We start from the raw sequence: 26,501 nt of genomic DNA on the forward strand, positions 1-26,501 counted from the left end.
GGTAAGATGGCCCAAATAACGCAGAAGAGGAAGCCCCACGGTCGCCCGCCCACTTCCCGTCATCCTCCGGCTTGACCGGAGGATCTGTTGGCCATGAGACCCTCGGGTCGAGCCCGAGGGTGACGGTGCCTGAGGCGCGCGCCGCGCCTATTCGAGCTCGATCAGCAAATCCTTGGCGTCGATCTGCCCGCCGGGCTGGACATGGACGGCCTTCACCACCGCGTCGCGCTCGGCATGAATGCCCGTCTCCATCTTCATCGCCTCGATGGTCAGCAGCAGGTCGCCCGCCCCAACCTTGGCCCCGGCCTGCGCCGCGACGCTCGCCACCACACCCGGCATCGGCGCGCCGATATGGTTGGGGTTGCCGTTTTCGGCCTTGGGCCGCGTGGCGGTGCTCGATTTCACCAGACGGTTGGGCACCCGGATCACCCGGGGCTGACCGTTCAGTTCGAAGAACACCTTGACGTCGCCTTCCTCGTTGGTCTCGCCCACGACCTGCAGACGGATTTCGAGGATCTTGCCCGGGTCGATCTCGACACTGATTTCCTCGCCCGCTTCCATGCCGTAAAAGAACGTACGCGTCGGCAGCGTGCGCACCGGGCCATACATCCGGTGGCGGCCCATGTAATCGAGAAACACCTTGGGATACATCAGGTAGCCGTTGAGATCCTCGTTGTCGATCGACTTGCCTTCCAGCTGCGCCACCACATCCTTGCGCGTGGCCTCAAGATCGACGGGCTCGAGATGCTTGCCGGGGCGCTCGGTATTGGGCTTCTCGTCTTTCAAAACCTTCTTCACGATGCTCTCGGGAAAACCGCCCGGAGGCTGGCCAAGATTGCCGCGCATCATGTCGAAAACCGAATCGGGAAACGCCACATCGGTCTTGGGGTTCTCCACATCGGCGCGCGTCAGGCCCTGGCTGACCATCATCAGCGCCATGTCGCCCACCACCTTGGAGGACGGCGTGACCTTTACGATATCGCCGAACATCTGGTTCACATCCGCGTAGGTGCGCGCCACTTCGGGCCACTTTTCCTCCAGCCCGAGGCTGCGCGCCTGCGCCTTGAGATTGGTGAACTGCCCGCCCGGCATCTCGTGCAGATAGACCTCCGACGCAGGCGCCGCGAGGCCGCTCTCGAACGCCACATATTGCGCGCGCACCGCCTCCCAATAATGCGACATCTCGCGGATACGCTCGATATTCAGCCCGGTATCCCGCGGCGTGTTGCGCAACGCCTCGACGATGGAGCCCAGGCAAGGCTGCGAGGTGCCGCCCGAAAACGCGTCCATTGCCGCGTCCACTGCATCGACCCCCGCCTCTGCAGCGGCGAGGATGGCCGCCCCGGCAATGCCCGACGTATCATGCGTGTGGAAATGGACGGGAATGTCCAACTCGTCCTTCAGCGCCTTCACCAGAACACTGGCCGAGGCCGGTTTCAGCAGCCCAGCCATATCCTTGAGGCCCAGCACATGCGCGCCCGCATCCTGCAACTCGCGGGCCATGCCGACATAGTATTTCAGGTCATACTTGGCGCGGTCCGCATCGAGGATATCGCCGGTGTAACAGATCGTGCCTTCGCAGATCTTGCCGCTTTCATTCACCGCGTCCATCGCGACGCGCATGTTCTCGACCCAGTTGAGGCTGTCGAACACGCGGAACACGTCGACGCCGGTCTCGGCGGCCTGGCGCACGAATTCCTGCACCACGTTGTCGGGATAGTTGGTATAGCCCACGCCATTGCTGGCACGCAGCAGCATCTGCGTCAGCACGTTCGGCATCTTGGCGCGCAGATCGCGCAGGCGCTGCCACGGGCATTCCTGCAGGAATCGGTAGGCCACGTCGAACGTCGCCCCGCCCCAGCATTCGACACTGAAGAGATCGGGCAGGTTGGCGGCATAGGCCGGGGCCGCGCGCACCATGTCGATGGACCGCATGCGGGTCGCCAGCAGGGATTGGTGTCCGTCGCGCATGGTGGTGTCGGTCAGCAGCAGCCGCTCCTGCGCGAGCATCCAGTCGGCGACGGCCTTGGCACCCTTGTCGTCCAGCAGTGTGCGGGTGCCGGGGGCGGGTTCGCCCTGTAGCGCGGGTGGGCGCGGCAGCTTTACGTCCGCCGGTTTCGCACGGCCCGTCGTCTCGGGATGCCCGTTCACCGTGATATCGGCAATATAGGTCAGTACCTTGGTGCCCCGGTCGCGCCGCTTGGAGAACTTGAAAAGATCCGGCGTCGTGTCGATGAACTTGGTGGTGTATTCGTTGTTCAGGAACGTCGGGTGCTTCAGCAGGTTCTCGACAAAGGCGATGTTGGTGCTCACCCCGCGAATGCGGAACTCGCGCAGGGCGCGGTCCATCCGGGCGATGGCGGCCTCGGGGGTGGGGGCCCATGCGGTGACCTTGGTCAGCAGGCTGTCATAATAGCGGGTGATCACGCCGCCCGAATAGGCGGTGCCGCCGTCAAGCCGGATGCCCATGCCCGTGGCGCTGCGATAGGCGGTGATACGGCCGTAATCGGGGATGAAATTGTTGAGCGGATCCTCGGTGGTGATCCGGGTCTGCAGCGCATGCCCATTCAGTGTGATGTCGTATTGCGACGCCTTGCCGGTGGCCTCGGTCAGGGTCTTGCCCTCGGCGATCTTGATCTGCGCCTGCACGATGTCGATGCCGGTGACCTCTTCGGTCACGGTATGCTCGACCTGCACGCGCGGATTGACCTCGATGAAATAGAATGCGCCGGTGTCCATATCCATCAGGAACTCGACCGTGCCCGCGCATTCGTAATCGACATGCTTGCAGATACGATGGCCCAGCTGGCAGATTTCCTCGCGCTGTGCCTCGCTCAGATAGGGGGCAGGGGCGCGCTCAACGACCTTCTGATTGCGCCGCTGCACCGAGCAATCCCGCTCATAGAGGTGATACATATTGCCATGCTTGTCGCCGAGGATCTGCACCTCGACGTGGCGCGCGCGCAGGATCATCTTCTCCAGATAGCCCTCGCCATTGCCAAAGGCCGCTTCGGCCTCGCGTCGCCCCTCCAGCACCTTCTCCTCAAGCTCGTCCTCGGAGTTGATCGGGCGCATGCCGCGCCCGCCGCCGCCCCAGGACGCCTTGAGCATCAGCGGATAGCCGACCTCACGCGCCTCCTTGCGGATCGCCTTCATATCCTCGCCCAGCACCTCGGTCGCGGGAATGACTGGCACCCCCGCCTCGACGGCCACGCGCCGCGCGCTCGCCTTGTCGCCAAGCGCGCGCATGGTCTCCGCCTTGGGACCGATGAAGGTGATGCCAGCCGCGTCGCAGGCATCGACGAAATCGGGGTTCTCGGACAGCAGGCCGTAACCGGGATGGATCGCGTCGGCCCCGCATTCACGGGCCACGCGGATGATCTCCTCGATCGAGAGATAGGCCGCGACCGGCCCCATCCCCTCGCCGATGCGATACGCCTCGTCGGCTTTGAACCGGTGCAGGCTCAGCTTGTCCTCGTCGGCAAAGACCGCGACGGTGCGTTTGCCCAGCTCATTGGCGGCGCGCATTATGCGGATGGCGATCTCGCCCCGGTTGGCGATCAGGATTTTCTTGAAGTCGGCCATGGCCTTTACCCCCGGTTGGTCACGTCTTGGGCCACCCGCGGCGATGCCGCGCTGCGGCGCTATGACCTTGTAAGATTTGTGAAAGCTTTGCGCAATCCGCCATTCTCGGTATTCGCCGGGTGGGGGAATTTCCTGTCCCAAAGGGTGGGCGCCCCTACCCGGCAGGGCTAGGGGCGCAGGCGGTCACTTGCCGGATTTCTTCTTTTTCTTCGCCTTGCCCTTGGCCTCCTTGCCGGATTTTTTCTTGGACTTGCCAGAGGACTTGTCGTCCTTCTTGCTTTTTTTCTTGTCGTCCTTCTTCTTGGACGTCTTCTTCGCGTCGGCCTTCTTGTCTTTGGCCTTCGCGTCGGCCTTTTTCGACGTCTTCTTCTTGGCAGCCTTCTTCTTCGCGGCTTTCTTGCCGCTTGCCTCGGGCTTGGCCTCGGCGTTGGTGGCTGCCGCCGGGGCCTTGTCAAGTGCGGCGGCGGCGTCGATGAACCCCTGCGCGCGGGCCGGCGAGATGCCGCGCACCTGCGTCAGCGCCGACGGGTCGGCGCGCGCCAGCAGTTCGGGGCTGGTGATGCCAAGAGCTTCGATCGCCTTGGCAAGGGCGGGCCCGATCCCGCGAATATCTGTCAGTGAGGACACAGCAGTCTCCTGTCTCTGAGGAAAATGAGAAATAGCGGGTGCACCGAAGGCGCCCGCCGCGTGATGGCACGGTCAGGCCGCTTTCTTGAGCGCCTTGCGCGCCGACTTCAGCTTGGATTTCTGCCGCGACACCTTGGCTTCGCGCTGCTTCACTTCTTTTTTGAGCTCTTTGATTTTCGCTTTTTTGGCCATGGCTTTGGCTCCTTTTCAGTGATGTCCTGTGCCGCACCGCTCTCGTCGGGGGCACCTTGATGCGACAGGGTGAAATCCCGGATGAAACGCCGGATCTCGCGCGCGGCACTGGTATCGAGCGTCTCGCACAGATCGACAAAGGCATCGCGATCCGCCTTGCTGATGCGAATGATCAACTGGCTGTCCTTGCGATCCGGTTTCTTGCGTCCGTCTGCGGGCATCCGTCTGTCTCCTGTCGGCTGACATGATGACACAATGCATATACTTTGTATATACATTGTAATACATCTACATAACCCGTTTAATTAGAGCATTAAATACCCGCTCAGGATGACCCGATCAGGCGAGAGGGCGCGTCTGCAACCCGGTGCAACCCCAGCTGCCCCATATTGGCCTTCAGATCATCGCGCAGGATATCGGCCAGATGCGCCGGGCCTCCGACCCCGAGCGCCCCAAGCGCCATGTGCCACGCCCGCCCCATCATCACGAAATCCGCCCCGAGCGCCATCGCCCGCAGGATATCAAGCCCCCCCTCGATCCCGCCATCCATGATCACCGGCAGCGTGGTCGCCGCGCGCACCTCGGGCAACGCCTCGATCGTGGCTGGGGCGGCGTCGAACTGTCTCCCTGCGTGGTTCGACACCCAGATCGCATCGGCCCCGGCTTTCTCCAGCGCCGCCGCATCGTCGCCGCGCAGCACGCCCTTGACCACCAGCGGCCCGTCCCACGCGTCGCGCAGCCAGCGCAGATACTCCCAGTCCGGCGAGGTGCGCAGCAGGTAGCCCGCGTGCTTGTTCGACGGCAGCCCCTTGGTCTGCCCGGCATAATCGTCGATCAGCCGCATCCGCGGCATGCCCATCCGAGCCATGCCGCTCGCCCAGGCCGGGCAACGCGCCACCTGCGCCATCAACCGGGGCGTCAGGCGCGGCGGCTGCGTCAGGCCCGACCGCACCTGCCGTTCGCGCCGCGACCCCACCGGCACATCCACCGTCAGCACCAGCACCCCGAACCCGGCGTTGCGCGCGCGCGCCAGCATGTCGCGGCGAATCTCCGGATCGCGCGGCGGATAAAGCTGAAACCAGCCGCGCCCCTCCAGATGCGGGCCGACAGCCTCGGGCGTCTGGCTTGCTACGGTCGACAGCGTATAGGGCACCCCCTCCGCCGTCGCCGCCCGCGCCAGATGCCGCTCCGCATCCGGCCAGATCAGCCCCGACATGCCCACCGGCGCAATCCCCACCGGCAGGGCATAGTCCTCGCCCAGCAGGCGCGTGCTCAGGTCCGGCGCGATCTCGCCATGCAGGATCGACGGGCTCAATCGCACCTGATCCAGCATCGCCCGGTTGCGCGCCTTGGTGGCCTCCACCCCGGTGCCGCTGTCGAGATACTCCCACACGAAACGCGGGATACGAGTGCGCGCACGGGCGCGCAGGTCACTCAGGGCGGGGTATTGTGCGTGCAGGTCCATGCCCCGCATTTGCGCGGGTTTTCAGGGGCTTGTCCAGTGCCACGACAGGCGCGGAACAATCCCCGAACATCTCTTTATCTCCGACACGCCCCGCGCTATTGTCTCGGCTATGAGCACATTCGACGAATCCGACGCCTTTGAAGGCGCCAGCCTCGCCGCCCGCGCCATGGCCGCGCGGCCCGCGCCCTATCTCGATGATCTGAACCCCGAGCAACGTCGCGCCGCCGAGACGCTCGACGGCCCCGTCCTGATGCTCGCAGGCGCGGGCACCGGCAAGACCAAGGCGCTGACCACGCGCATCGTGCACCTTCTGAATACCGGCCGCGCGCACCCCAACGAAATCCTCGCCGTGACCTTCACCAACAAGGCCGCGCGCGAGATGAAAGAACGCGTCGGCCGCCTGATGGGCGAGCGGGTCGAGGGCATGCCATGGCTCGGCACCTTTCACTCGATCTGCGTCAAGCTCCTGCGGCGTCACGCCGAACTCGTTGATCTCAAATCGAATTTCACCATACTCGATACCGATGACCAACTGCGCCTGCTGAAACAACTGGTGCGGGCCGCAGACATAGACGACAAACGCTGGCCCGCCCGGATGCTCGCCGGGATCATCGACCAGTGGAAGAACCGCGCCTGGACCCCCGACAACCTGCCCGCCGGCGAGGCCTCGGCCTATGACGGCAAGGGCCCCGCGCTCTACCGCCACTACCAGACCCGGCTCAGGGAGCTGAACGCCGTCGATTTCGGCGACCTGCTGCTGCATGTGGTGACGATTTTCCAGAAACACGACGACGTGCTCGCTCAATATCAGCGCTGGTTCAAATACATCCTCGTGGACGAATATCAGGATACCAACGTCGCGCAATATCTCTGGCTGCGCCTGCTCGCGGGCGGCCATCGCAACATCTGCTGCGTCGGTGACGATGACCAGTCGATCTATGGCTGGCGCGGCGCCGAGGTGGGCAATATCCTTCGGTTCGAAAAGGATTTTCCCGGCGCGGCGGTGATCCGGCTGGAACAGAATTACCGCTCAACGCCGCATATCCTCGCCGCCGCTGGTGGCGTGATCGCGGGCAATCGCGACCGGCTGGGCAAGGAATTGTGGACGCAAGCCGAGGCGGGCGAAAAGGTCCGCCTGATCGGCCATTGGGACGGCGAGGAAGAGGCGCGATGGATCGGCGAAGAGGTCGAGTCGATGCACCGCGGCACACGCGGCATGCGCGCCTTCGGTCTCGATGACATGGCCATCCTCGTGCGCGCCTCACACCAGATGCGCGCCTTCGAGGACCGGTTCCTCACCATCGGCCTGCCCTACCGCGTCATCGGCGGCCCGCGCTTTTACGAGCGGATGGAGATCCGCGACGCGATGGCCTATTTCCGCCTCGTCACCTCGCCCGCCGATGATCTCGCGTTCGAGCGGATCGTCAACACCCCCAAACGCGGCCTCGGGGACAAGGCGCAGCAGACCATTCAGCGCATCGCCCGCGACAATGGCGTCTCGCTGGTCGATGGTGCGGCGCTGGCGCTCGAGCAGGGCGCGATCAAGGGCAAGGGCGCGGCGGCCCTGCGCGACCTGATCGTGGGCCTCGCCCGCTGGGGCCGCATGACCGGCGATGACGACCTTACCCATATGGAACTGGCCGAGATCATCCTCGATGAGAGCGGCTACACCACCATGTGGCAGAACGACAAGACGCCCGAGGCGCCGGGGCGGCTGGAAAACCTCAAGGAACTCGTCAAGGCGCTGGAAGGCTTCGAGAACCTGCAAGGCTTTCTCGAACATGTCAGCCTGATCATGGACAATGAAACCGAAGAGGCGGGCGAGAAGATCACCCTGATGACGCTTCACGCCGCCAAGGGGCTGGAGTTTCCCGTCATCTTCCTGCCGGGCTGGGAGGACGGGCTATTTCCCTCGCAACGCTCGATGGACGAAAGCGGCACGCGTGGCCTCGAGGAAGAACGGCGGCTGGCCTATGTCGGCATCACCCGCGCCGAGGAGGTCTGCACCATCTCCTTTGCCGGAAACCGGCGGGTATATGGCCAGTGGCAATCGCAGATGCCTTCGCGCTTCATTGATGAGCTGCCCGAGGCGCATGTCGAGGTGCTCACCCCCCCCGGCCTCTACGGCGGCAATTACGGCGCGGCGGCGAGCGGGATCGAGACCCGCGCGGCGCAGGCCAATGTCTACAACTCTCCCGGCTGGCGCCGCCTGCAATCGCGCAGCGGCGCGCGTCCCATGAGTCAGCCGACCGAGGCCCGCTCCCCGGTGATCGACGCACAGGCGCTCAGCTCACATACCGTGGGCGAGCGTGTCTTTCATCAGAAATTCGGCTACGGGGCCATTCTCGGCATCGAAGGCGACAAGCTGGAAATCGAGTTCGAGAAGGCAGGCATCAAGAAGGTGGTCGCCCGCTTCATCACAGGGGCCGACGACGTGCCGTTCTGAGTGGTCCAAACGTTCGGACCATGGATATTTTTGGCAAGATGAAGCCGTATAAACCCTTCATCTTGCCTTAAATATCCCCACCGGAGGTGTCCTGTCAGCCCAGCTCGGCGAGCCGGTCGAGGGCCGCGCGCAGTTTGGCCTCTTCCTCTTCGCGCAGGGCAAGGTTCTCGCGGGTTTCCGCGACCACCGCCTCCGGTGCGCTTTCGACGAATTTCGGGTTTTTCAGCCGCCCGCGCAGCCCGCCCAGCTCTTTCTCCAGCTTGGCCAGCGTCTTTTCCAGCCGCGCCTTTTCCTCGCCCACGTCGATGATATCGGCCAAGGGCAAGCCAAAGCTGCCGCCCTCCACCGTCACCGTCACGCAGCCCTTGGGGAAGGCATCCACATCGGTCAGGCTCTCAATCCGCGCCAGACGCTGGATCATCACCTCGTTGCGCGCCCAGGCGACACGGCCCGCCTCGTTCAACTCTGTCACCAATAGCGGCACATGCAACCCGGCGGGCACATGCATCTGCGCCCGCGCCGAGCGAATCTGCTCGATCAGCGAAATCACCCAGTTCATCTCGCGATCTGCCGCGCTGTCCACCATGTCCGCGCCGTAGGTGGGCCAATCGGCATGCACCAGCATCTTGGCGCGCTGCCCCAGCGTGCCCCAAAGCTCTTCGGTGACGAAGGGCATGATCGGATGCAGCAGGATCAGGCATTGGTCGATCACCCAGGCCATCGTCGCCTGTGTCTCGGCCTTTGTCGCATCGTCACCATCCATCAGTAGCGGCTTGGAAAACTCCACATACCAGTCGCAGACCGTGCCCCAGACAAAAGCGTAGAGCGTGTTCGCCGCATCGTTGAAGCGGAAGTTTTCCAGCGCCTCATCGACCAAGGCGCGGGTCTTGGCCGTCTCACCGATGATCCATTTGTTCACCGTGGCCGTCGGCGTTGGCACCATGCCGGTTGAGCCAACCGCGCCATTCATTTCGGCAAAGCGCGCGGCATTCCACAGCTTGGTGGTAAAGTTGCGGTAGCCGGCGATGCGCTCTTTGCTCAGTTTCAGGTCGCGCCCCATGGCGGCCATCGACGTCAAGGTGAACCGCACGGCATCGGTACCGTAGTCCTCGATCAGATCGAGGGGATCGAGGACATTGCCCAAGGATTTGGACATCTTCTTGCCCTTCTCATCACGCACAAGGGCATGAACATAGACATGGGCAAACGGCTTTTGTCCGACCACGGCATATTGCATCATCATCATCCGGGCGACCCAGAAAAAGATGATGTCAAAGCCGGTGATCAGCACCGAGGTGGGGAAATACTTCTGCAATTCCGGCGTGTCCTCGGGCCAGCCCAGCGTGCCAATGGGCCAGAGCCCGGAGGAAAACCAGGTGTCGAGGACATCCGGATCGCGCCAGATGGGATAGACCAGATGCGTCGGGTCTTGCGTCGCCGTATACTCGGCCAGCGACGAGGCCAGCCGGTGCAGGGCGTCCTCCCGGCTCGCAACCTCGACCACCTGCATCGCGGCGAGCGGCACGGGCAGCCCTGCCAGCGTGTCGTGCCAGGCGTCGGGCACCGTGTCGAAATCCGCGCCGCATTGCATGAGGTGACCGGTATGCCCCTCGTTCAGCCCGCGCAGCATCTCCACAAGGTCAAGCGCACCATCGCCCTCGTCATCGCGGAAATCCGGTGAACTGAGGTCAAACCCGTACCAGACCGGGATCTGATGCCCCCACCACAACTGCCGGGAAATGCACCACGGCTCGATATTCTCCAGCCAGTGGAAATAGACCTTGCGGTCGGCCTCGGGCAGGATCGTCACCTCGCCCGAGCGCACGGCGTCGAGCGCGGGCTGCACGATCTTGGCGGTATCGACGAACCACTGATCGGTCAGCATCGGCTCAATCACCACCTTGGAGCGGTCGCCGAAGGGCTGCATGATCGGTTTGGATTCGACCAGCGGCACCCATTCGGCATCGCGCGTCTCTTCGCCCTCTTCCGGGGTGGCGGGTTTCTGCGCCGCCTTGCCAAGACGCGGATCGTCTGCGCGTGTCATAACCGCAAGACCCTCGGCGGTGATCTCCTCTACAACCTTTTCACGCGCCGCAAACCGTTCCAGCCCACGCAGGTGATCGGGCACGAGGTTGAGCGTGTCCACCTCTTCGATAGTGAACGCCGCACCTGTCGCGATCTCCTGCGCGCGAGCGGCGGCCTCGGCATAGGGAGCACCATCGTCGCGCATCTGTGCGCGGGTATCCATCAGGCGGTACATCGGGATGCCGCCGCGCTGCGCGACGCCGTAATCGTTGAAATCATGCGCGCCGGTGATCTTGACGGCACCGCTGCCGAAATTCGGGTCGGGATAGTCGTCGGTGATGATCGGAATGAGGCGGCGATGCTCTTTCGGCCCCACAGGAATCTCGCACAGCTTGCCGACGATGGGGGCGTAGCGCGTGTCCGAGGGATGCACCGTCACCGCACCGTCGCCCAACATCGTCTCGGGCCGCGTCGTGGCGATGGAGATGTAATCGCGCTCCTCCTCGAAGAGCACAGCCCCATCCTCGTCACGCTCGGTGTAGGTATAGGTCTCGCCCCCCGCCAGCGGGTACTTGAAGTGCCACATATGGCCCGGCACCTCCGCGTTCTCGACCTCCAGATCGGAAATTGCGGTCTCGAAATGCGGGTCCCAGTTCACCAGCCGCTTGCCGCGATAGATCAGGCCCTTGTCGTACATGTCGACAAAGACCTTGATCACCGCATCGTGGAAATTGCCGTCCTCGCCCTCGGGTGCTGCGGGCGCTCCAGACATGGTGAACGCGTTGCGCGACCAGTCGCAGGAGGCGCCGAGGCGCTTCAACTGATTGATGATCGTGCCGCCCGATTGCGTTTTCCAGTCCCAGACCTTGGCCAGAAACTCCTCGCGGGTGAAATCGGTGCGGCGCTGCCCTTGCTCCCCCAGCTGCCGCTCCACCACCATCTGCGTCGCGATGCCCGCATGATCCTGCCCCGGCTGCCAGAGCGTGTCATGCCCGCGCATCCGGTGCCAGCGAATGAGAATATCCTGCAACGTGTTGTTGAACGCATGGCCCATATGCAGGCTGCCGGTCACATTCGGCGGCGGGATCATGATCGAGAAGGTTTCGGCCCCCTCTCTCGCATTGGCCCCGGCGGCAAAGGCCCCAGCCTTCTCCCAGGCCTCGTATAGCCGCGCTTCGGCTTCGGCTGCGTTGAATGTCTTGTCCATCGCCATGACGTGTCGGTCCTGCCAGTTATGGGTTTTGCGATGCTCTAACGAATGCGCGCCACAAGGGGAAGGCGGGCGACGCATTTTCTTCTGTCTGCGGCGGCGTGACAGGGGCCGCGATATGGCCCATGGTCGGGCTGGCGCAGGTGGCAGGAGACGGGCAAATGGACGGTGTGACAGTATGGCGAATCGCCCCGGACGGAGTGGGCACGGTCGCAGAGACCGATGCGACCGCCCCTGCGGATTGGTCGGCGGAGGGCGCGCTGACATGGGTGCATGTGGATTGCGCCCGGCCCGGTGCGCGCGACTGGCTCGACGCCGTGCCGCTCGACCCGCTGGTCAAGCGCGCGCTTCTGGCCCCCGAGACGCGCCCGCGCTGCACCACCCATGGCGACGGCGTGCTGATCAACCTGCGCGGCGTCAATCTCAACCCCGGCGACGAGGTCGAGGACATGGTGTCGTTGCGCATGTGGGTTACGGCGGGCGTGGTCGTCACCGTGCAGCTGCGCCGCCTGATGGCGGTGCGCGACGTGATGGACGGCGTGGCGCGCGGGCAGGGTCCGGATGGCGCGGCGGAACTGGTGGCACGGCTCGCCCTGCGGCTCGCTGATCGCGCCGAACCGGTGATTGCGGGTCTCAACGAAAAGCTCGACACGCTGGAGGATCAGGTGATTGAGGGGCTGAGCGTGCTCGACCGGCGCGGGCTGGCGGATATCCGGCGGGTGGCGATCCTGCTGCGGCGGCACATGGCCCCGCAGCGCGACGCGCTCAGCACCTTCGGGATCGAGGATATGCCGTGGATTCGGCCCCACGACCGCGCGCGCCTGCGCGAGGCCACCGAACGCATGACCCGGCTCGCCGAGGAACTCGACGCGATCCGCGACCGTGCGCAGGTGGTGCATGACCAGATCATGGATGCGCGCGCCGAACTGATGAACCGGCAGATGCTGATCCTGTCGGTGGTGGCGGCGATCTTCCTGCCGCTCGGGCTTCTGACCGGGCTTCTGGGGATCAACGTGGGTGGCATGCCGGGGGCAGAGGATCCGCGCGCCTTCTGGATCGTGAGCGGGGGCTTGGTGCTCATCGGCCTCGCGCTCGTGCTGTGGTTCCGCCATGCCGGATTGCTTGGCCGTCGCTGACCTCCCCGGTTTCTTTATGGCGAAAATACTCGAATCGCACCGCGTGTCTCACGCACCCCGATCAAGTTTCGTGCTCAGGTGAATCAGGCTCTCCGACCCCTTCACCCCCTTGGCCTCACCGATCCGGTCGAGCGTCTCGTCGAGCGCTTCGGTGGTCTCGGCCTCGATGGTCACGATCAGGTCGAACCGCCCCGAGGTGGTATGCACCCGGCGCACCTGCGGCAGGGATTTCAGCCGCGCCAGCACCGCCGGGCCGGTGCGTGGCTCGATGCTCAGCAAGGCCGTGGCGCGCAGCGCAGCCCGCGCGGCCTGCCCGAGCCGCAGCGCGTACCCCGCGATCACGCCTGAACTTTCCAGCCGGTCCAGCCGTGCCTGCACCGTGGTGCGCGCCAGCCCCAGACGGCGCGCGAGCGTGGCCACCGGCAGGCGGGCATTATCCTGCAGAAGGGCGATCAGGTTACGGTCGGTCTCGTCGATCTGCTGTGTCATGCTGTCGTTTCGTCTGACTCTGCCGCAAGATTAGACGAAATAACGCGATGAATCGATGCAAATTCGGGTGACACTGTGAAAAAGAGCAGGCCAAGAGGGAAAATACCCATGGAAAACACCCCCCCGATCCCCGATCCGCACACGCATCTGCTGCGCCATGCCCCCGACGCGCCGGTGCTCTATTTCAACCCCGAGCGGCTTCAGGCCACGGCACGGGCGTTCCGGCACGGCTTCCCCGGCCTCGTGACCTATGCGGTCAAGGCCAACCCGGGTGAGGAGGTGCTGGCCAATCTCGCCCGCGCCGGCATCACCGCATTCGACGTGGCAAGCCCCGCCGAGATGCGCGCCGTGCGCGCCGTCGCCCCCGATGCCGCGCTGCATTACAACAACCCCGTGCGCTCCCCCGCCGAGGTGGCGGTCGCCGCTGAAATGGGCGTGCGCTCCTTCTCGGTCGATTGCCTGCACGAGTTGGACAAGCTGACCGGCCATGTCGTCGATGGGTCCGAGATCAGTGTGCGCCTTGCCCTGCCTGTGGTGGGCGCGGCCTATGATTTCGGCGAGAAATTCGGCGTCGGCCCCGACCGCGCGGCGGAATTGCTGCGCGCCGTGGTGGCGCGCGGTTTCACCCCGTCGATGACCTTTCACCCCGGCACCCAATGCGCCGACCCCAAAGCCTGGGGCAGCTATATCGCCGCCGCGGCCGATGTGGCACGCAGCGCGGGCGTGCGGCTGCACCGGCTCAATGTCGGCGGCGGCTTTGCCTCGCACCGCACGGGGCCCGCGCCGGACCTGAGCGTGATTTTTACCCATATCGGCAGCCGGGTGGCGCAGCACTTCGGCGCGGACACGCCACAGCTTGTCTGCGAGCCGGGCCGCGCCATGGTGGCCGAGGCGTTCAGCATGGCGGTCCGCGTCAAGGCGCTGCGCGACAGCGGTGCCATTTTCGTCAATGACGGCGTCTATGGCGGCCTGACCGAGATCCGCGACATCGGCGCGCCCGACCGGATCGAAGTGATCGCCCCCGATGGCACCGCCCGGCGCGGTGCCCCGCAGCCGCGCGTCGTCTTCGGGCCCACCTGCGACAGCATCGACCGGCTGCCCGCCCCCTTGCCCCTGCCGGATGATCTGGCCGAGGGCGACTACCTGCTGATCCACGGCATGGGCGCCTACACCCGAAGCCTCAGCACCGATTTCAACGGCTACGGCTTGCGCGATGTGGTCACGGTGGCGCGGCTCTGACGCAACGCTCACGCGAATTTTCATGAAATGTCAGTTATTTCGGCGCAGACTGGGCTTATATTGATCGCGTGAGGGCCGCCGCCTGCGGCCCGTCGAAACAGGTGTCGCATGTCATGGCGTGACTGGACCAAGAGCGTATACGACTGGCTGCGTCCCGGCTCGCGGGCCGAGCATACCGCCTTTGCCCATCGACGCGGCCCGGTTACGCATGTTCTCATCCTCGATGGCACGATGTCGAGCCTCGCCGAAGGCTATGAAACCAATGCCGGGCTCACCTTCAAGCTTTTGCGCGAAATGGCGGGGCAGGACCTGTCGCTCTATTACGAGGCGGGGATTCAATGGCGCGACTGGCGCGCGACCGGCGACATCATCCTGGGGCGCGGCATCAACCGGCAGATCCGCCGCGCCTATGGCTATCTCGCCAGCCGCTACCGCCCCGGCGACCGGATTTTCCTGATCGGCTATTCGCGTGGTGCCTATGCGGTGCGCTCGCTGGCCGGGGTGATCGACCGGGTCGGCCTGGTGCGGACCGAGGCCGCGACCGAGCGCAACGTGCGCCTCGCCTTTCGGCATTACCGCTGCACGCCGCATTCCAAGGTGGCAGAGGCCTTCGCCCGCGCCCATTGCCACGCCAGCTGCCATGTCGAAATGGTCGGCGTCTGGGACACGGTCAAGGCGCTTGGCCTGCGCATTCCAATCCTGTGGCGCTTTCGCGTCGATCAGCACGGGTTTCACAGTCACCATCTGGGGCACACCACGCGGCACGGCTTTCACGCCTTGGCATTGGACGAGACGCGCAACGCCTATTGGCCGGTCCTGTGGGAAACGCTGCCGGATTTCGACGGCCATCTGGAGCAGGTCTGGTTCAGGGGCTGTCATTCGGATGTCGGGGGCCAGTTATGCGGCGTGCACGCGGCGCGCCCATTGGCCAATATCCCGCTGGTGTGGATGCTGGAACGGGCCGAGGGCTGCGCGTTGCCTCTGCCCGAGGGCTGGCGCGCCCGGTTTCCGCAGGATGCCGACGCGCCGTCGGTCGGCACATGGATCGGCTGGGGCAAGATATTGCTGATGCGCCGCCCCCGCTTGGTCGGGCGCGATCCGTCCGAACGCCTGCACGACAGCGTGAACGGCGCGCTGCGGCGCGGCTGGGGCGGTCCACGCCTTACGGGCCCCTTGAAAGAACATGCGGGGTCGTGAATGCGGCACATGTGCTGGATCGGGTTTGGCGTTGTGCGAACATAAGCGCCTCCCGCGCGATACGCACCGAAGGTGCCGCGCGATCGTCATGCCAGAGGCATGCCTCCGGCATGACGCCGTCCCGCGGCCTGGCGATATGATAGGGCGCGCAACGTGTTGAGTTCAGGATGACTTGGCTGGCATAAAGCGCCCGCCACGACGGTCGCATCGCCAGTCCCCGGCCCTGCGATCACGCGGCACCTTCTGGCGGGGTGCTATGCCCCCTTCAGACCAAGCCCCCCGCTCAGCCGCCCCATGTCGGATGAAACCGCCCCGCAGGCGACAGCGTGAAAATCTCCGCCCCCTCTGTCGTCACCCCCACCGAATGCTCGAACTGCGCCGAGAGCGACTTGTCGCGCGTCACCGCCGTCCAGTCATCGGCCAGCACCTTGGTCTCGGGCCGCCCGAGGTTCACCATCGGCTCGATAGTAAAAAACATGCCCTCTTCCAGCACCGCCCCCGCACCCGCGCGCCCGTAATGCAGCACGTTGGGCGGCGCGTGAAACACCCGGCCCAGACCGTGGCCGCAGAAATCGCGCACCACCGACATGCGCTGCGCCTCGACATAGGCCTGGATCGCATGGCCGATATCGCCGAAGGTATTGCCCGGCCGCACCGCCTCGATCCCCTTCATCAGCGCGTCATGCGTCACCTGAATGAGCCGCTCGGCCTTGCGCCCCAGCTTGCCCGCCACATACATCCGGCTGGTATCGCCGAACCAGCCATCGACGATCACGGTGACGTCGACATTCAGGATATCGCCATCCTTGAGCACCTTGTCGCCCGGAATGCCGTGGCAGACCACGTGATTGACGCTGATGCAGCTGGCGTGCTGATAACCCTTGTAGCCGATGGTCGCCGACTTGGCCCCGGCGGCGGTCACCTTTTCCTCGATCAGCGCATCAATCGCCCCGGTGGTCTGGCCCACGAACACATGGTCGGCGATCTCGTCGAGGATCGTCGCCGCCAGCCGCCCTGCTTCATGCATGCCCGCGAAATCCGCCGCCTCGTGGATGCGGATGCCTTCGCGCGTGGTACGTCCCCGGTGTTTGTTCACATCTGGCCTCATGTCGTGGTCTGTTTTGTCTTTAATTAGGCCCATTTGCCCCAAAGGACCAGAGGCGCGTACCTAGTCGTGATGCAAGCCGGGGCCGAGCGTGATCTGATCGGGGCTGATATCGGCGCGGTATGACAGCACCGTGACCCCCGCCGCGCGCGCCGCCGTGAGCGCGCGTGCATAGCCGGGGTCGATATCGCCCGCCACTCGCACCGTTTGCGCATCGGTGTGCTGCACGAGGTAGAACAGCACCGCCCGGTGCCCCGCCTGCGCCACTCTCGCCAATTCGCCGAGATGTTTCGCGCCGCGCGCGGTGACGCTGTCGGGAAACTCGGCCACGCCTGCCTGCCGCGAGAGTGTCACCGATTTCACCTCGACATAGGCGTCGGGCAGGCCCGCGCCCGACAGCAGAAAGTCGATCCGGCTGTTTTCGCCGTATTTCTGTTCCGGCCGCACGGTCGCATATTCCGCCAGTTCCGCGATCTCGCCCGCCTCCAATGCGGCGCGCAGCGCGCGATTGGGCAGGCCGGTATCGACGCCGGTGAAATGCCCGTTCTCGTGATCGACCAGCCGCCAGCCGTATTTCAGCTTCTTGCGGGGGTCGTCATTGGGCTCCACCCAGATCCGCGTGCCCGGTTCCGCGAGCCCCATCATCGAGCCGGGATTGGCACAATGCGCCACCGCCTCGGCACCATCGTCCAGCCGGATATCGGCCAGGAACCGCTTGTAGCGACGGATCAGCCGCGCGGGCACGAGAGGGGTTTGAAAGCGCATGCGCTGCGCCTATACCCTAGGCATCCGCAGATCAAGGAGGCCCCCATGCCCAACCCGAGTGCCGCCATGCTTGTCATCGGGGATGAAATCCTCTCCGGCCGGACGCGCGATGCCAACATGCACTATCTGGCAGGTGAGCTGACCCGCGCAGGCATCGACCTGCGCGAGGTCCGGGTGATCAGTGACGACCCCGATGCCATCGTCGCGGGGGTGCAGGCGCTGAGTGCGGCCCATGACGTGGTCTTCACCTCGGGCGGGATCGGCCCCACCCATGACGACATCACCGCCGAGAACGTGGCCCGCGCCTTTGATCGGCCCATCGCGGTGCGCGACGATGCCCGCTGCATTCTCGTCGCGCATTACGCCGCGCGCGAGCAGGAGTTGAACGAGGCCCGTCTGCGCATGGCGCGTGTTCCCGATGGGGCCACGCTGATCGACAACCCGATCAGCGCCGCGCCGGGCTTTACCATCGAGAACGTGCATGTCATGGCCGGGGTGCCGTCGATCTTTCAGGCGATGCTGGCCTCGGTCCTGCCGACGATCACCGGCGGCGCGCCGCTTTTGTCGCAGACGCTCGAGGTGCGGCGCGGCGAGGGCGATATCGCCGGGCCGCTCACCGATCTTGCGGCGCGCTATCCGGATCTCACCTTCGGCTCCTACCCGTTCATCCGCGACGGCTGTCACGGGGCCAATGTCGTGGTGCGTGGACAGGACGGGGCACAGGTCGACGCGGCGATGGCCAAACTCTCCGAGATGTTCGCCGGATGAGGCCCGATGCGCAGACGCTCTATGCCGTGACCGAGGCGACATGGCCCCCGGCGCGGATCGAGACGCGGGGCCCGGTCACCCTCCGCGACGGCGCGGGCGGCGGCAAGCGGGTCTCGGCGGCGACGGCGACGCGCGCGCTGACGCCCGATGAACTGACCGACGCCGAGGCCGCGATGCGCGGGCTGGGGCAGGGGGCATTGTTCCAGATCCGCGCAGGCGACGACGCGCTCGATGCCATGCTGGCCGATAATGGCTACCGCGTGGTCGATCCGGTCAATCTCTACGTCGCCCCGGTCGCGGCACTGACGGTCGAGACACCGCCGCGTGTCACCACCTTCTCGGTCTGGGAACCGCTCGAGATCATGCGCGAGATCTGGGCCGAGGGCGGCATCGGCCCTGCCCGCATCGCGGTGATAGAGCGCGCGGCCTGCGCCAAGACCGGCCTTTTCGGGCGGCATGATAACCGCCCCGCCGCCGTGGGCTATGCCGGGCTGCATGACGGCATCGCCATGGTCCACGCGCTCGAGGTGCGCGCGGCGCACCGGCGGGCAGGCATGGGCCGCTGGATGATGATCGAGGCCGCGCATTGGGCGGCCCGTCACGGCGCTGCACATATCGCTGTGCTCTGCACCAAGCAGAACGCTGCTGCCAACGGCCTCTATGCTTCCATGGGCTTTGCACCTGTGGGAGAGTATCACTATCGCCAGAAGGACTGAGCCATGACCAAGACCTCACCGCCCACAGCCCTCGACCTGCCGATGGTCGACCCGCTGCCAGACGAGACCCGCAAATATTTCGATATCTGCGAGGACAAGCTGGGCATGATCCCAAACGTGCTGCAAGCCTACGCGTTCGATATCGACAAGCTCAACGCCTTCACCGCGCTTTACAATGACCTGATGCTCGCCCCCTCGGGGCTGAGCAAGCTGGAGCGCGAGATGATCGCCGTGGTGGTCAGTTCGATCAATCGCTGCTGGTATTGCCAGGTGGCGCATGGCGCGGCGGTGCGGCAATTGTCGGGCGATCCGGCGCTGGGTGAGGCGATGGTGATGAACTGGCGCGCCGCCACCCTCGATGCCCGCCAGACCGCGATGCTGGGCTTTGCCGAGAAGATCACCAAGGCGTCGTCCGAGATCACCGAGGCGGATCGCGCGGCTTTGCGCGAGGCGGGCTTCGCCGATCGCGATATCTGGGACATCGCCAATGTCGCGGGGTTCTTCAACATGACCAACCGGGTCGCCTCGGCCACGGCCATGCAGCCCAATCCCGACTACCACGCGCAGGCCCGGTAAGGCCGGTGCGCGTCGTTCTCGCAACCCTGCTGATCGGGCTGGCACTTCCTGTTCACGCGCTCGACCTGCCGCTGCCGGAGACCTCCGAGCAGACCGCAGATACCCTGCGCGAGGCCGATACGATCCGTCTGCCCTCGGGGCCCTACGCGGACGGCGCACTGCCGCGGCTGCGGCTCGATGGCACGATCCAAAGCCGCGCCTGGCGCCTGCCGGATCGCGGGTTGACCACGTTGCAAGTGCTCACCCCGCTGCGCGAGGCGCTGGAAAAGGCCGGATGGGAGGTGCTCTTCGACTGCGCCGCCGAGGAATGCGGTGGCTTCGATTTCCGCTTCAACACCCCGGTTCTGCCCGCGCCCGCGATCTTCGTCGATCTTTTCGATTACCGCTACCTGCTGGCCCGGCGCGGGATGGGGGCGGCAATGGAACACGCGATGCTGATGGTCAGCGGCGCGGGTGGGCGGGGCTATGTGCAGGCGACCCATGTGCGCCCGGAAGATCTGTCGACCATGTCGGCGCCGGTCGCGCCGACAGGCGACGGCGGCGCAGAGGTCAACGGCCGCGCACCGCTGGCCGAGACCCTGCGCAGCCAGGTTCATGCCGTGCTTGGTGGCCTCGATTTCGGCTCCGGGGCCGCGACATTGGGGCCGGGTCCGCATGACAGCCTCGCCGCATTGGCCGAGCTGCTGTTATCTCGGCCCGAGATGCGTATCGCGCTGGTCGGACATACCGACGCGGTCGGTGCGCTCGAGACGAATATTGACCTGTCGCGCGCCCGCGCGCAGGCGGTGCGCAGCCTGCTGATCGAGACCTACGGCGTCGAGGGCGGACGCATCGAGGCGCATGGCATCGGCTTTCTGTCGCCGCGCGCGCCCAACGACAGCGACAGCGGTCGCGATCTGAACCGCCGGGTCGAGGCGGTGGTGATTTCCGGGTTCTAGCGTGGAGGGTTGGGGGCGGGTTTGGCCTTGAGCGGACCTTTGCGCGGCAGAGCCGGCGCGGCTCACGGCAACGCCATTTCCAGGCCAACATGTGACACGCATAATCCTTTCCAACCCCACCTGCGGGCTTGCCCCGCGTCGCCACTCGCGCGACACTTGGCTCGTGACAGCCGGAGGGTGACATATGGCCGATCTTGAACAGCGCATTGCGCAAGGCCGGGGCGACGTGCCCGCCGATCTGGTGCTGCGCGGGGGCGAGGTGTTCGATCTCATCACCGGCGCGATGATCACGGGCGATGTGGCGATCTGCGGTGATACCATCGTCGGCATTGGCGCCCAGTATGAGGGGAAAATGGTGATCGATGTCACCGGCCTCATCCTCGTGCCGGGGCTCATCGACACGCATCTGCATATCGAAAGTTCGCTCGTCACGCCATTTGAATTTGACCGCTGTGTCGCCCCGCGTGGGGTGACCACCGCGATCTGCGATCCGCACGAGATTGCCAATGTGATGGGTCTGGACGGCATTCGTTATTTTCAAGCCGCCTCAGAGCACACGGTGATGGATATCCGGGTGCAGCTGTCCTCCTGCGTGCCCTCGACGGATATGGAGACGGCGGGGGCCGAGATCGGCGCTGACGATTTGCGACAGGTGATGAGCCACCCCTCGGGCATCGGGCTGGCAGAGGTGATGAATTACCCCGGCGTGATCCATCGCGATCCCGGCATGATGGCCAAGTTGCGGCTCTTCAAGGGGGGCCATATCGACGGCCATTGTCCGCAGCTTTCGGGCCGCGATCTCAACGCCTATTGCGCGGCGGGCATCCGCACCGAACATGAAGCGACGACGGCAGAGGAGGCGCGCGAGAAGTTGCAAAAGGGGATGCGCGTGCTGATCCGAGAAGGCTCTGTCAGCAAGGATCTCGATGCGCTTGCGCCGCTGCTCAGCGATATCACCGCGCCTTACATGTGCCTGTGCACCGATGACCGCAATCCGCTGGATATCGCCGAGGAGGGGCATCTCGATCACATGATCCGCATGCTGATTGCACATGGTGCCTCGCCGCTTGCCGCCTATCGCGCGGCGTCGCTCTCGGGGGCCGAGGCGTTCGGGCTGCGCGACAGGGGGTTGATCGCGCCGGGGCGGCGGGCGGATATCGTGGCCGTCGGATCGCTGGAGGCGTGCGACGCGCGGCTGGTGCTGTGTGGCGGCGTGGTGGCGGATGATGCGGCGTTTGACGCGCGCGGGAGCGTCGAGCCGGTGGGCCGCCATTCGGTCAAGGCGCGGGCGGTGACGCCGCAGGATTTCCGCCACACCGGCAACCGCGCTGAGACCGACGTGATCGGCATTCTCGAGGGCAAGATCCTGACCGAGCACCTGCACGAGGAGATCGCACCGCAGGATGGCGACAAGCGCCCCGTTTCCGCCCGCGATCTGGTGCGCATCGCGGTGGTCGAGCGGCATGGGCGAAATGGCAATATCGCCACGGGTTTCGTGCGTGGTTTCGGGCTTCAGGCCGGGGCCATCGCTTCGACCGTCTGTCACGATCACCACAATATCGCCTGCGTCGGGGTGGACTATGACGACATGGCCCTTGCCGTGAACCGGATGTCGGAGATCGAGGGCGGCTTTGTCGTGGCGCATCGGGGGCGAGTGCTGGCCGAACTGCCGCTTCCGGTGGCGGGGCTGATGAGCCTTGAGCCTTTTGAGGCGGTGCGCGACCGGCTGGAGGCACTGCGCGCGGCGGCGAAATCGCTTGGCGTCACGTTGCAGGAGCCGTTTCTGCAACTGGCGTTTCTGGCGCTGCCGGTGATTCCGGCGCTCAAGATCACCGACCGGGGGCTGGTGGATGTGACGCGGTTCGAACTGATCGGCTAGGTTCGGCGGCTCAGAGCCCGTCATAGGCGCAGAGCGTGTGCACCTCCATGCCCATCTCGGTCAGGCGTGCGTGACCGCCCAGATCGGGCAGATCGACGATGAAGGCGCAGCCGGTGATTTCACCGCCCAGACGTTCGACGAGCCGGATGCCCGCCGCCGCTGTGCCGCCCGTGGCCAGCAGGTCATCGACCAGGAGCACCCGCTCGCCCGCGCTGATCGCGTCGTCATGCAGTTCAACCACGGCCTCACCATACTCAAGCTGATATTCCTCTGAGATCACCGCGCCGGGCAGTTTGCCCTTCTTGCGGATCGGCACGAAACCGACCGATAGTTGATGCGCGATCGCGCCGCCGAGGATGAAGCCGCGCGCCTCCAGTCCCACCACCTTGTCGATCGGCTGACCGGCATAGGGGTGCAGCATCTGGTCGATGGCGATGCGAAAGCCACGCGGATCGGCGAAGAGCGTGGTCACGTCGCGGAACATGATCCCGTCATGCGGGAAATCGACGATGGTGCGGATGTAATCCTTGACGGTCTTGGGCGGCGGCATGGCGGCTCTCCGGGCGGTTGCGCATCGCTTCTGCCGCAGCGGCGCGGATGGCGCAAGGGGTCAGAGCGCGCCACGATAGGCGGCGATGGCTTCGGTCAGGGCGCTGACGGCGTAGATCGTGAGGCCAAAGACCACGACGCAGAGCAGAAAATTGAGCGCTGATTGGGTCAGGCGACCCATGCGTCCGGAGGGGGTGCCGAGAAACGGGATCTCGGGGCGCAGGAGAAAGCGCGAGGCGATATAGCCGAAGAGCAGGGCCGAGAGCACCCAGTAGGTCAGGCTCAGGATCAGTGCGTCGTGGGTCTTCGCCAGATAGCTGGCTAGCCCCACCACCAGCACCCACCGGATCACCTGGAAAATCTCGTCGGTCATTGCCTCGAACCGGCGGCCCATTCCGTAGCGCCAGTTCTGGTCCGCGAGGGTGTCGATGATCTGTGTCATGCCCTTGTTAATGGGGATGCCGCGCGCGGGCGTCCAGTGATGTGACAGCCCGCGCGCGAAGAGTTGAGCGGCGCGCGATCAGCCGAGCACCCGGCCCGCAACGGCATCGAGTCGGGCCACGAGGGCCGGGTCGCGTTGGTCGGGGGCCGTCAGGATGGCAAACTCGAGCGCGCGGTCGCAGCCATGCGGGCAGGGCGCGCGCTCTGCCCCGAGCAGCGCGGGCAGGCGGCGGACCATGTTGCGGCCCTTGTCGGCATTGCCCGAGAGCGTGGCGATGATGTCGGAGATGTCGACCTCGCCGTGATGCGGATGCCAGCTGTCGTAATCGGTGATCATCGCGACGGAGGCGTAGCAAAGTTCAGCCTCGCGGGCGAGCTTGGCCTCGGGCATGCCGGTCATGCCGATCACGTCGCAGCCGAAGGCCTCGCGGTACAGTTTCGATTCCGCCACGGTCGAGAATTGCGGGCCTTCCATGGCCAGATATGTCCCGCCCATATGCACAGTGATGCCCGCATCGCGCGCGGCGGATTCGCAGGCCTCCGAGAGGCGCGGGCAGGTGGGGTGTGCGACGCTGACGTGACCGACGCAGCCGGGGCCGAAAAAGCTTTTCTCTCGGGCGAAGGTGCGGTCGATATACTGATCCAGGATGACGAAGTCGCCAGGGGCCATCTCTTCGTGGAACGAGCCGCAGGCCGAGACCGAGATCACATCGGTCACGCCGAGGCGTTTGAGCGCGTCGATATTGGCGCGGTAAGGCACCGAAGAGGGGGTGTGCACATGGCCGCGCCCGTGGCGGGGCAGAAAGGCCATCGGCACGGCCCCGAGCGTGCCGGTCAGGATCGCGTCGGAGGGCGGGCCCCACGGGGTCTCGACCGTTTGCCAGGTGGCGTTTTCCAACCCGTCGATCTCGTAAAGCCCCGAGCCGCCGATCACCCCGATCATCGTCTTTGCCATCGCATGCCATCCCTGCCTGTTGGTCGCTGTCCCGCACAGGGTTACGCGGCTTTGGCGCAAAAGAAAATGCCCGGGTGGAGCCCTGCGGTAGCCGGGGGGCAGGTGTCTCTTCAACCTGTGTCGGCCAGCGCGGGGCTTGTTGAATGCTGCGCTTTGGAGGCGGCCTGGAACGAGCCCAACTTGACGGATATGCTGATGTCGCTAAGCGGGCTCAATGATTGGCAGCCCAATCTCCAAAGAGCGTTTCATAATCGCGATCTATGTTCTGTGCTTCGCTATAGGCGCGCTCTCACACGGCAAAGATTTCATCTACTACGGCTGGCGTCCTTACAAGGCCGCCCCGCTTCCAATTGAAGTGTTCTGGAGCAGCCTGATCTGGATCGATATACTGGTGGTCGTCGTTTTGCTGTCCCGAAAGAGGCGTTTGGGTGTCGTTCTAGCTCTGAGCGTCATGCTTGCCGATATTGCGATCAACTCGTATGCGACCATCTTGCTAGGGTTTGCAATTCTCGTCGGTCCGCTTGTTTTGCAATCTGTTTTCTTGGGCTTCATTCTCGGCTCGATCGGCATCGTGTTGAAAACTCCGAGATGGCGCAAACTTGATAAGGTCGGAGAGACGAAAGTCTGATTAGTTCGCCAACCGGACGCTTGGCTCTGACATGCCCCTGTCCAATCCGGAGATCTTTGCCAGCCGCGGCACCTCGACCCGCGTGTTTCAGGCGCGAGGTGATCAGGCGGCGGAGCGGGCGCAGAAGCTGGCCTGATTGCGGCCCTGTGCCTTGGCGAGGTAGAGCGCGCGATCTGCCTCGTTGAGCAGCCCCTCGACGGTGGGTGCGGGCAGGCCGGGCCGATGCCGTCCGATGGTCACGCCGATCGAGATCGTGACGGTGAGAGACGTGCCGCTGCCTGGCAGGGGGATCGGTGTTTCGCGCACGCTGTGGCAGAGGCGTTCGGCGATCTGGAGCGCGCGCATGCGCGGTGTATCGGGCAGGATGAGCAGAAATTCCTCACCGCCGATCCGGGCGAGCGCATCGCCGTCGCGCAACTGGCTGCGCAGGTGCTGCGTGATGGCACAGAGCACCGCATCGCCCGCAGCGTGGCCGTGGCGGTCATTGACCCGTTTGAAGAAATCGAGATCGGCGATCATGACGGCGGTCTGCGTGTCGCTGGCGCGACTTTCGCTGATCTGGCGCTCAAGAAACGGCAGGGCATAGCGGCGGTTATGGGCCCCGGTCAACGGATCGACAATGGCCGCCTGCAAGCCCGAGAGCAAGCGGGCGCGCAATCCCTCGTTGCGCCGTTTGCGGCGCAGATGATTGTCGAGCCGCAAGGCGAGTTCGGTATGGTCGATGGGCGCGGCGATCACGTCGTCGGCCCCAATATCGAGCAAGGTCACGGCGAGGGGGCGGGCATCGCGGTCAAGCAGGGCGATGACCGGACAGCCCCGGGTGCGCTGAGCCGCCTTCAGATCGGCCAGCAGACGCAAACCGTCCTCGGCCTGAGCCATGGAAATGCGGACCATGTAGATATCGGTCAGTCCCGGTGCCGTCGGGGCGTCCAGTGTCAGAGCCGTACAGGCATGCGCGCTATGCGCCGTGACCCGGTCGCGCAGCTGAATCGCCTCTGCCCGGGTCTGCCCGATCACTGCGATGCGACCTGCGGTCATGAAATCGGATCGCTGATCGGAAAAGCCCGGTTCAATCCGTCCGCCCGAGGCCTGTGCGGCGAGTTCGTGGTCGGTGTGATGCTGGCGCAGGAGATTGCGCAGACGCGCAAGCAGCAGCGGTTCGGTCACGGGCTTGGTCAGGATGTCGTCGGCCCCGGCGCGCAAGGCGGCATGCCGTTCGTCACGGCAATCATGCGCTTGCAGTATCAGGATCGGCGTGCCTGTCGCCCCGGTGAGGCGGCGCAGCGCCGCGATGAAGTCGTCCAGTGCCAGACCCGCGACTTGGCTGCTGGACAGGATAAGATCGGGCCGCTCGCGCCTTACGATGTCGAGCGCCTCTTGCGCACTGGCCGCTTGCAGGACGTCATACGGCGTCGCTGAAAGCTTCACCTTCAGGACAATCCTGTTGGTGGCCAGCTCATCGACGATCAGAATTTTCCCTGACATCGGCGGAGCGCCTTTCTGACTTGCCCTTTGCACGTCATCGACTATCCATGGCAGAGGTTAAGAAAACCTTTCCAGAAATTAACCG

The 26,501-nt window shown here is 65.0% G+C and carries 22 protein-coding genes; 10 read left to right on the forward strand and 12 right to left on the reverse strand.

Annotated features, from left to right (window positions below; all coding sequences use genetic code 11):
• Positions 1–147: 147 nt before the first annotated feature.
• The 4 genes from BMX04_RS08920 to BMX04_RS08935 form a co-directional block, all read right to left on the reverse strand.
• Positions 148–3,585, reverse strand: a complete 3,438-nt coding sequence (locus tag BMX04_RS08920) for a pyruvate carboxylase (protein ID WP_074785905.1) — start codon at positions 3,583–3,585, stop codon at positions 148–150.
• A gap of 183 nt (positions 3,586–3,768) precedes the next feature.
• Complete coding sequence (locus tag BMX04_RS08925) at positions 3,769–4,212, reverse strand: helix-hairpin-helix domain-containing protein (protein WP_074785906.1); 444 nt, start codon at positions 4,210–4,212, stop codon at positions 3,769–3,771.
• 149 nt (positions 4,213–4,361) lie between these two features.
• Entirely contained in the window at positions 4,362–4,625 is a 264-nt protein-coding gene (locus BMX04_RS08930; RefSeq protein WP_074785907.1) for a hypothetical protein, read from the reverse strand.
• A 104-nt stretch (positions 4,626–4,729) separates the two neighbouring features.
• On the reverse strand, positions 4,730–5,878 hold the full coding sequence (locus BMX04_RS08935; protein WP_074785908.1) for an alpha-hydroxy acid oxidase: 1,149 nt from the start codon (positions 5,876–5,878) through the stop codon (positions 4,730–4,732).
• A gap of 100 nt (positions 5,879–5,978) precedes the next feature.
• On the opposite strand from BMX04_RS08935, the gene BMX04_RS08940 reads away from it, so the two are divergent.
• Positions 5,979–8,315, forward strand: a complete 2,337-nt coding sequence (locus BMX04_RS08940; protein ID WP_074785909.1) for an ATP-dependent helicase — start codon at positions 5,979–5,981, stop codon at positions 8,313–8,315.
• Between the two features lie 94 nt (positions 8,316–8,409).
• Here the strand turns inward: BMX04_RS08940 and BMX04_RS08945 are convergent, their stop codons facing one another.
• Positions 8,410–11,553 (reverse strand): valine--tRNA ligase, encoded by a 3,144-nt coding sequence (locus BMX04_RS08945; protein WP_074785910.1) that lies wholly within the window; start codon positions 11,551–11,553, stop codon positions 8,410–8,412.
• A gap of 158 nt (positions 11,554–11,711) precedes the next feature.
• Between BMX04_RS08945 and BMX04_RS08950 the strand changes: the two genes are divergently transcribed.
• Positions 11,712–12,686: a zinc transporter ZntB gene (locus BMX04_RS08950; protein ID WP_074785977.1), complete on the forward strand. Its 975-nt coding sequence runs from the start codon at positions 11,712–11,714 to the stop codon at positions 12,684–12,686.
• 48 nt (positions 12,687–12,734) lie between these two features.
• Here the strand turns inward: BMX04_RS08950 and BMX04_RS08955 are convergent, their stop codons facing one another.
• Complete coding sequence (locus BMX04_RS08955) at positions 12,735–13,175, reverse strand: Lrp/AsnC family transcriptional regulator (RefSeq protein ID WP_074785911.1); 441 nt, start codon at positions 13,173–13,175, stop codon at positions 12,735–12,737.
• Positions 13,176–13,283: 108 nt separating this feature from the next.
• Between BMX04_RS08955 and BMX04_RS08960 the strand changes: the two genes are divergently transcribed.
• Positions 13,284–14,414 carry a type III PLP-dependent enzyme gene (locus tag BMX04_RS08960; protein WP_074785912.1) on the forward strand — a complete coding sequence of 377 codons (1,131 nt, stop codon included), beginning with the start codon at positions 13,284–13,286 and terminating at the stop codon, positions 14,412–14,414.
• A gap of 108 nt (positions 14,415–14,522) precedes the next feature.
• The gene (locus tag BMX04_RS08965; RefSeq protein ID WP_074785913.1) at positions 14,523–15,611 is read left to right on the forward strand and encodes a DUF2235 domain-containing protein; all 1,089 of its coding nucleotides are present in this window, start codon (positions 14,523–14,525) and stop codon (positions 15,609–15,611) included.
• Positions 15,612–15,894: 283 nt separating this feature from the next.
• Here the strand turns inward: BMX04_RS08965 and map are convergent, their stop codons facing one another.
• Entirely contained in the window at positions 15,895–16,707 is an 813-nt protein-coding gene (gene map / locus BMX04_RS08970) for a type I methionyl aminopeptidase (RefSeq protein WP_244888511.1), read from the reverse strand.
• Between the two features lie 72 nt (positions 16,708–16,779).
• The gene (gene sfsA, locus BMX04_RS08975) at positions 16,780–17,481 is read right to left on the reverse strand and encodes a DNA/RNA nuclease SfsA (RefSeq protein ID WP_074785915.1); all 702 of its coding nucleotides are present in this window, start codon (positions 17,479–17,481) and stop codon (positions 16,780–16,782) included.
• A 45-nt stretch (positions 17,482–17,526) separates the two neighbouring features.
• Between sfsA and BMX04_RS08980 the strand changes: the two genes are divergently transcribed.
• The 5 genes from BMX04_RS08980 (at position 17,527) to ade (ending at position 22,358) form a co-directional block, all read left to right on the forward strand.
• The gene (locus BMX04_RS08980; protein ID WP_074785916.1) at positions 17,527–18,249 is read left to right on the forward strand and encodes a competence/damage-inducible protein A; all 723 of its coding nucleotides are present in this window, start codon (positions 17,527–17,529) and stop codon (positions 18,247–18,249) included.
• The gene (locus BMX04_RS08985; protein ID WP_074785917.1) at positions 18,246–18,965 is read left to right on the forward strand and encodes a GNAT family N-acetyltransferase; all 720 of its coding nucleotides are present in this window, start codon (positions 18,246–18,248) and stop codon (positions 18,963–18,965) included. The genes BMX04_RS08980 and BMX04_RS08985 overlap by 4 nt, the downstream gene beginning before the upstream one ends.
• A 3-nt stretch (positions 18,966–18,968) precedes the next feature.
• Positions 18,969–19,541, forward strand: coding sequence for a peroxidase-related enzyme (locus BMX04_RS08990; RefSeq protein ID WP_074785918.1), 573 nt, complete (start codon positions 18,969–18,971; stop codon positions 19,539–19,541).
• A 5-nt stretch (positions 19,542–19,546) separates the two neighbouring features.
• The gene (locus BMX04_RS08995; RefSeq protein WP_074785919.1) at positions 19,547–20,479 is read left to right on the forward strand and encodes an OmpA family protein; all 933 of its coding nucleotides are present in this window, start codon (positions 19,547–19,549) and stop codon (positions 20,477–20,479) included.
• Between the two features lie 184 nt (positions 20,480–20,663).
• On the forward strand, positions 20,664–22,358 hold the full coding sequence (gene ade, locus BMX04_RS09000) for an adenine deaminase (RefSeq protein ID WP_074785920.1): 1,695 nt from the start codon (positions 20,664–20,666) through the stop codon (positions 22,356–22,358).
• A 10-nt stretch (positions 22,359–22,368) separates the two neighbouring features.
• Here the strand turns inward: ade and BMX04_RS09005 are convergent, their stop codons facing one another.
• The 3 genes from BMX04_RS09005 to BMX04_RS09015 form a co-directional block, all read right to left on the reverse strand.
• Complete coding sequence (locus tag BMX04_RS09005) at positions 22,369–22,908, reverse strand: adenine phosphoribosyltransferase (protein WP_074785921.1); 540 nt, start codon at positions 22,906–22,908, stop codon at positions 22,369–22,371.
• Between the two features lie 60 nt (positions 22,909–22,968).
• A complete protein-coding gene (locus BMX04_RS09010; RefSeq protein ID WP_074785922.1) occupies positions 22,969–23,349 on the reverse strand; it encodes a hypothetical protein in 381 nt (126 codons plus the stop codon).
• A gap of 78 nt (positions 23,350–23,427) precedes the next feature.
• On the reverse strand, positions 23,428–24,303 hold the full coding sequence (locus BMX04_RS09015; RefSeq protein ID WP_074785923.1) for an S-methyl-5'-thioadenosine phosphorylase: 876 nt from the start codon (positions 24,301–24,303) through the stop codon (positions 23,428–23,430).
• Between the two features lie 214 nt (positions 24,304–24,517).
• On the opposite strand from BMX04_RS09015, the gene BMX04_RS09020 reads away from it, so the two are divergent.
• The gene (locus BMX04_RS09020) at positions 24,518–24,931 is read left to right on the forward strand and encodes a hypothetical protein (RefSeq protein ID WP_074785924.1); all 414 of its coding nucleotides are present in this window, start codon (positions 24,518–24,520) and stop codon (positions 24,929–24,931) included.
• A gap of 102 nt (positions 24,932–25,033) precedes the next feature.
• On the opposite strand, the gene BMX04_RS09025 is transcribed toward BMX04_RS09020, so the two are convergent.
• Positions 25,034–26,416 (reverse strand): diguanylate cyclase, encoded by a 1,383-nt coding sequence (locus BMX04_RS09025; protein WP_074785925.1) that lies wholly within the window; start codon positions 26,414–26,416, stop codon positions 25,034–25,036.
• Positions 26,417–26,501: the final 85 nt, after the last annotated feature.

The sequence above is a fragment of the Roseovarius tolerans genome, assembly GCF_900109855.1.
Taxonomy (GTDB): domain Bacteria; phylum Pseudomonadota; class Alphaproteobacteria; order Rhodobacterales; family Rhodobacteraceae; genus Roseovarius; species Roseovarius tolerans.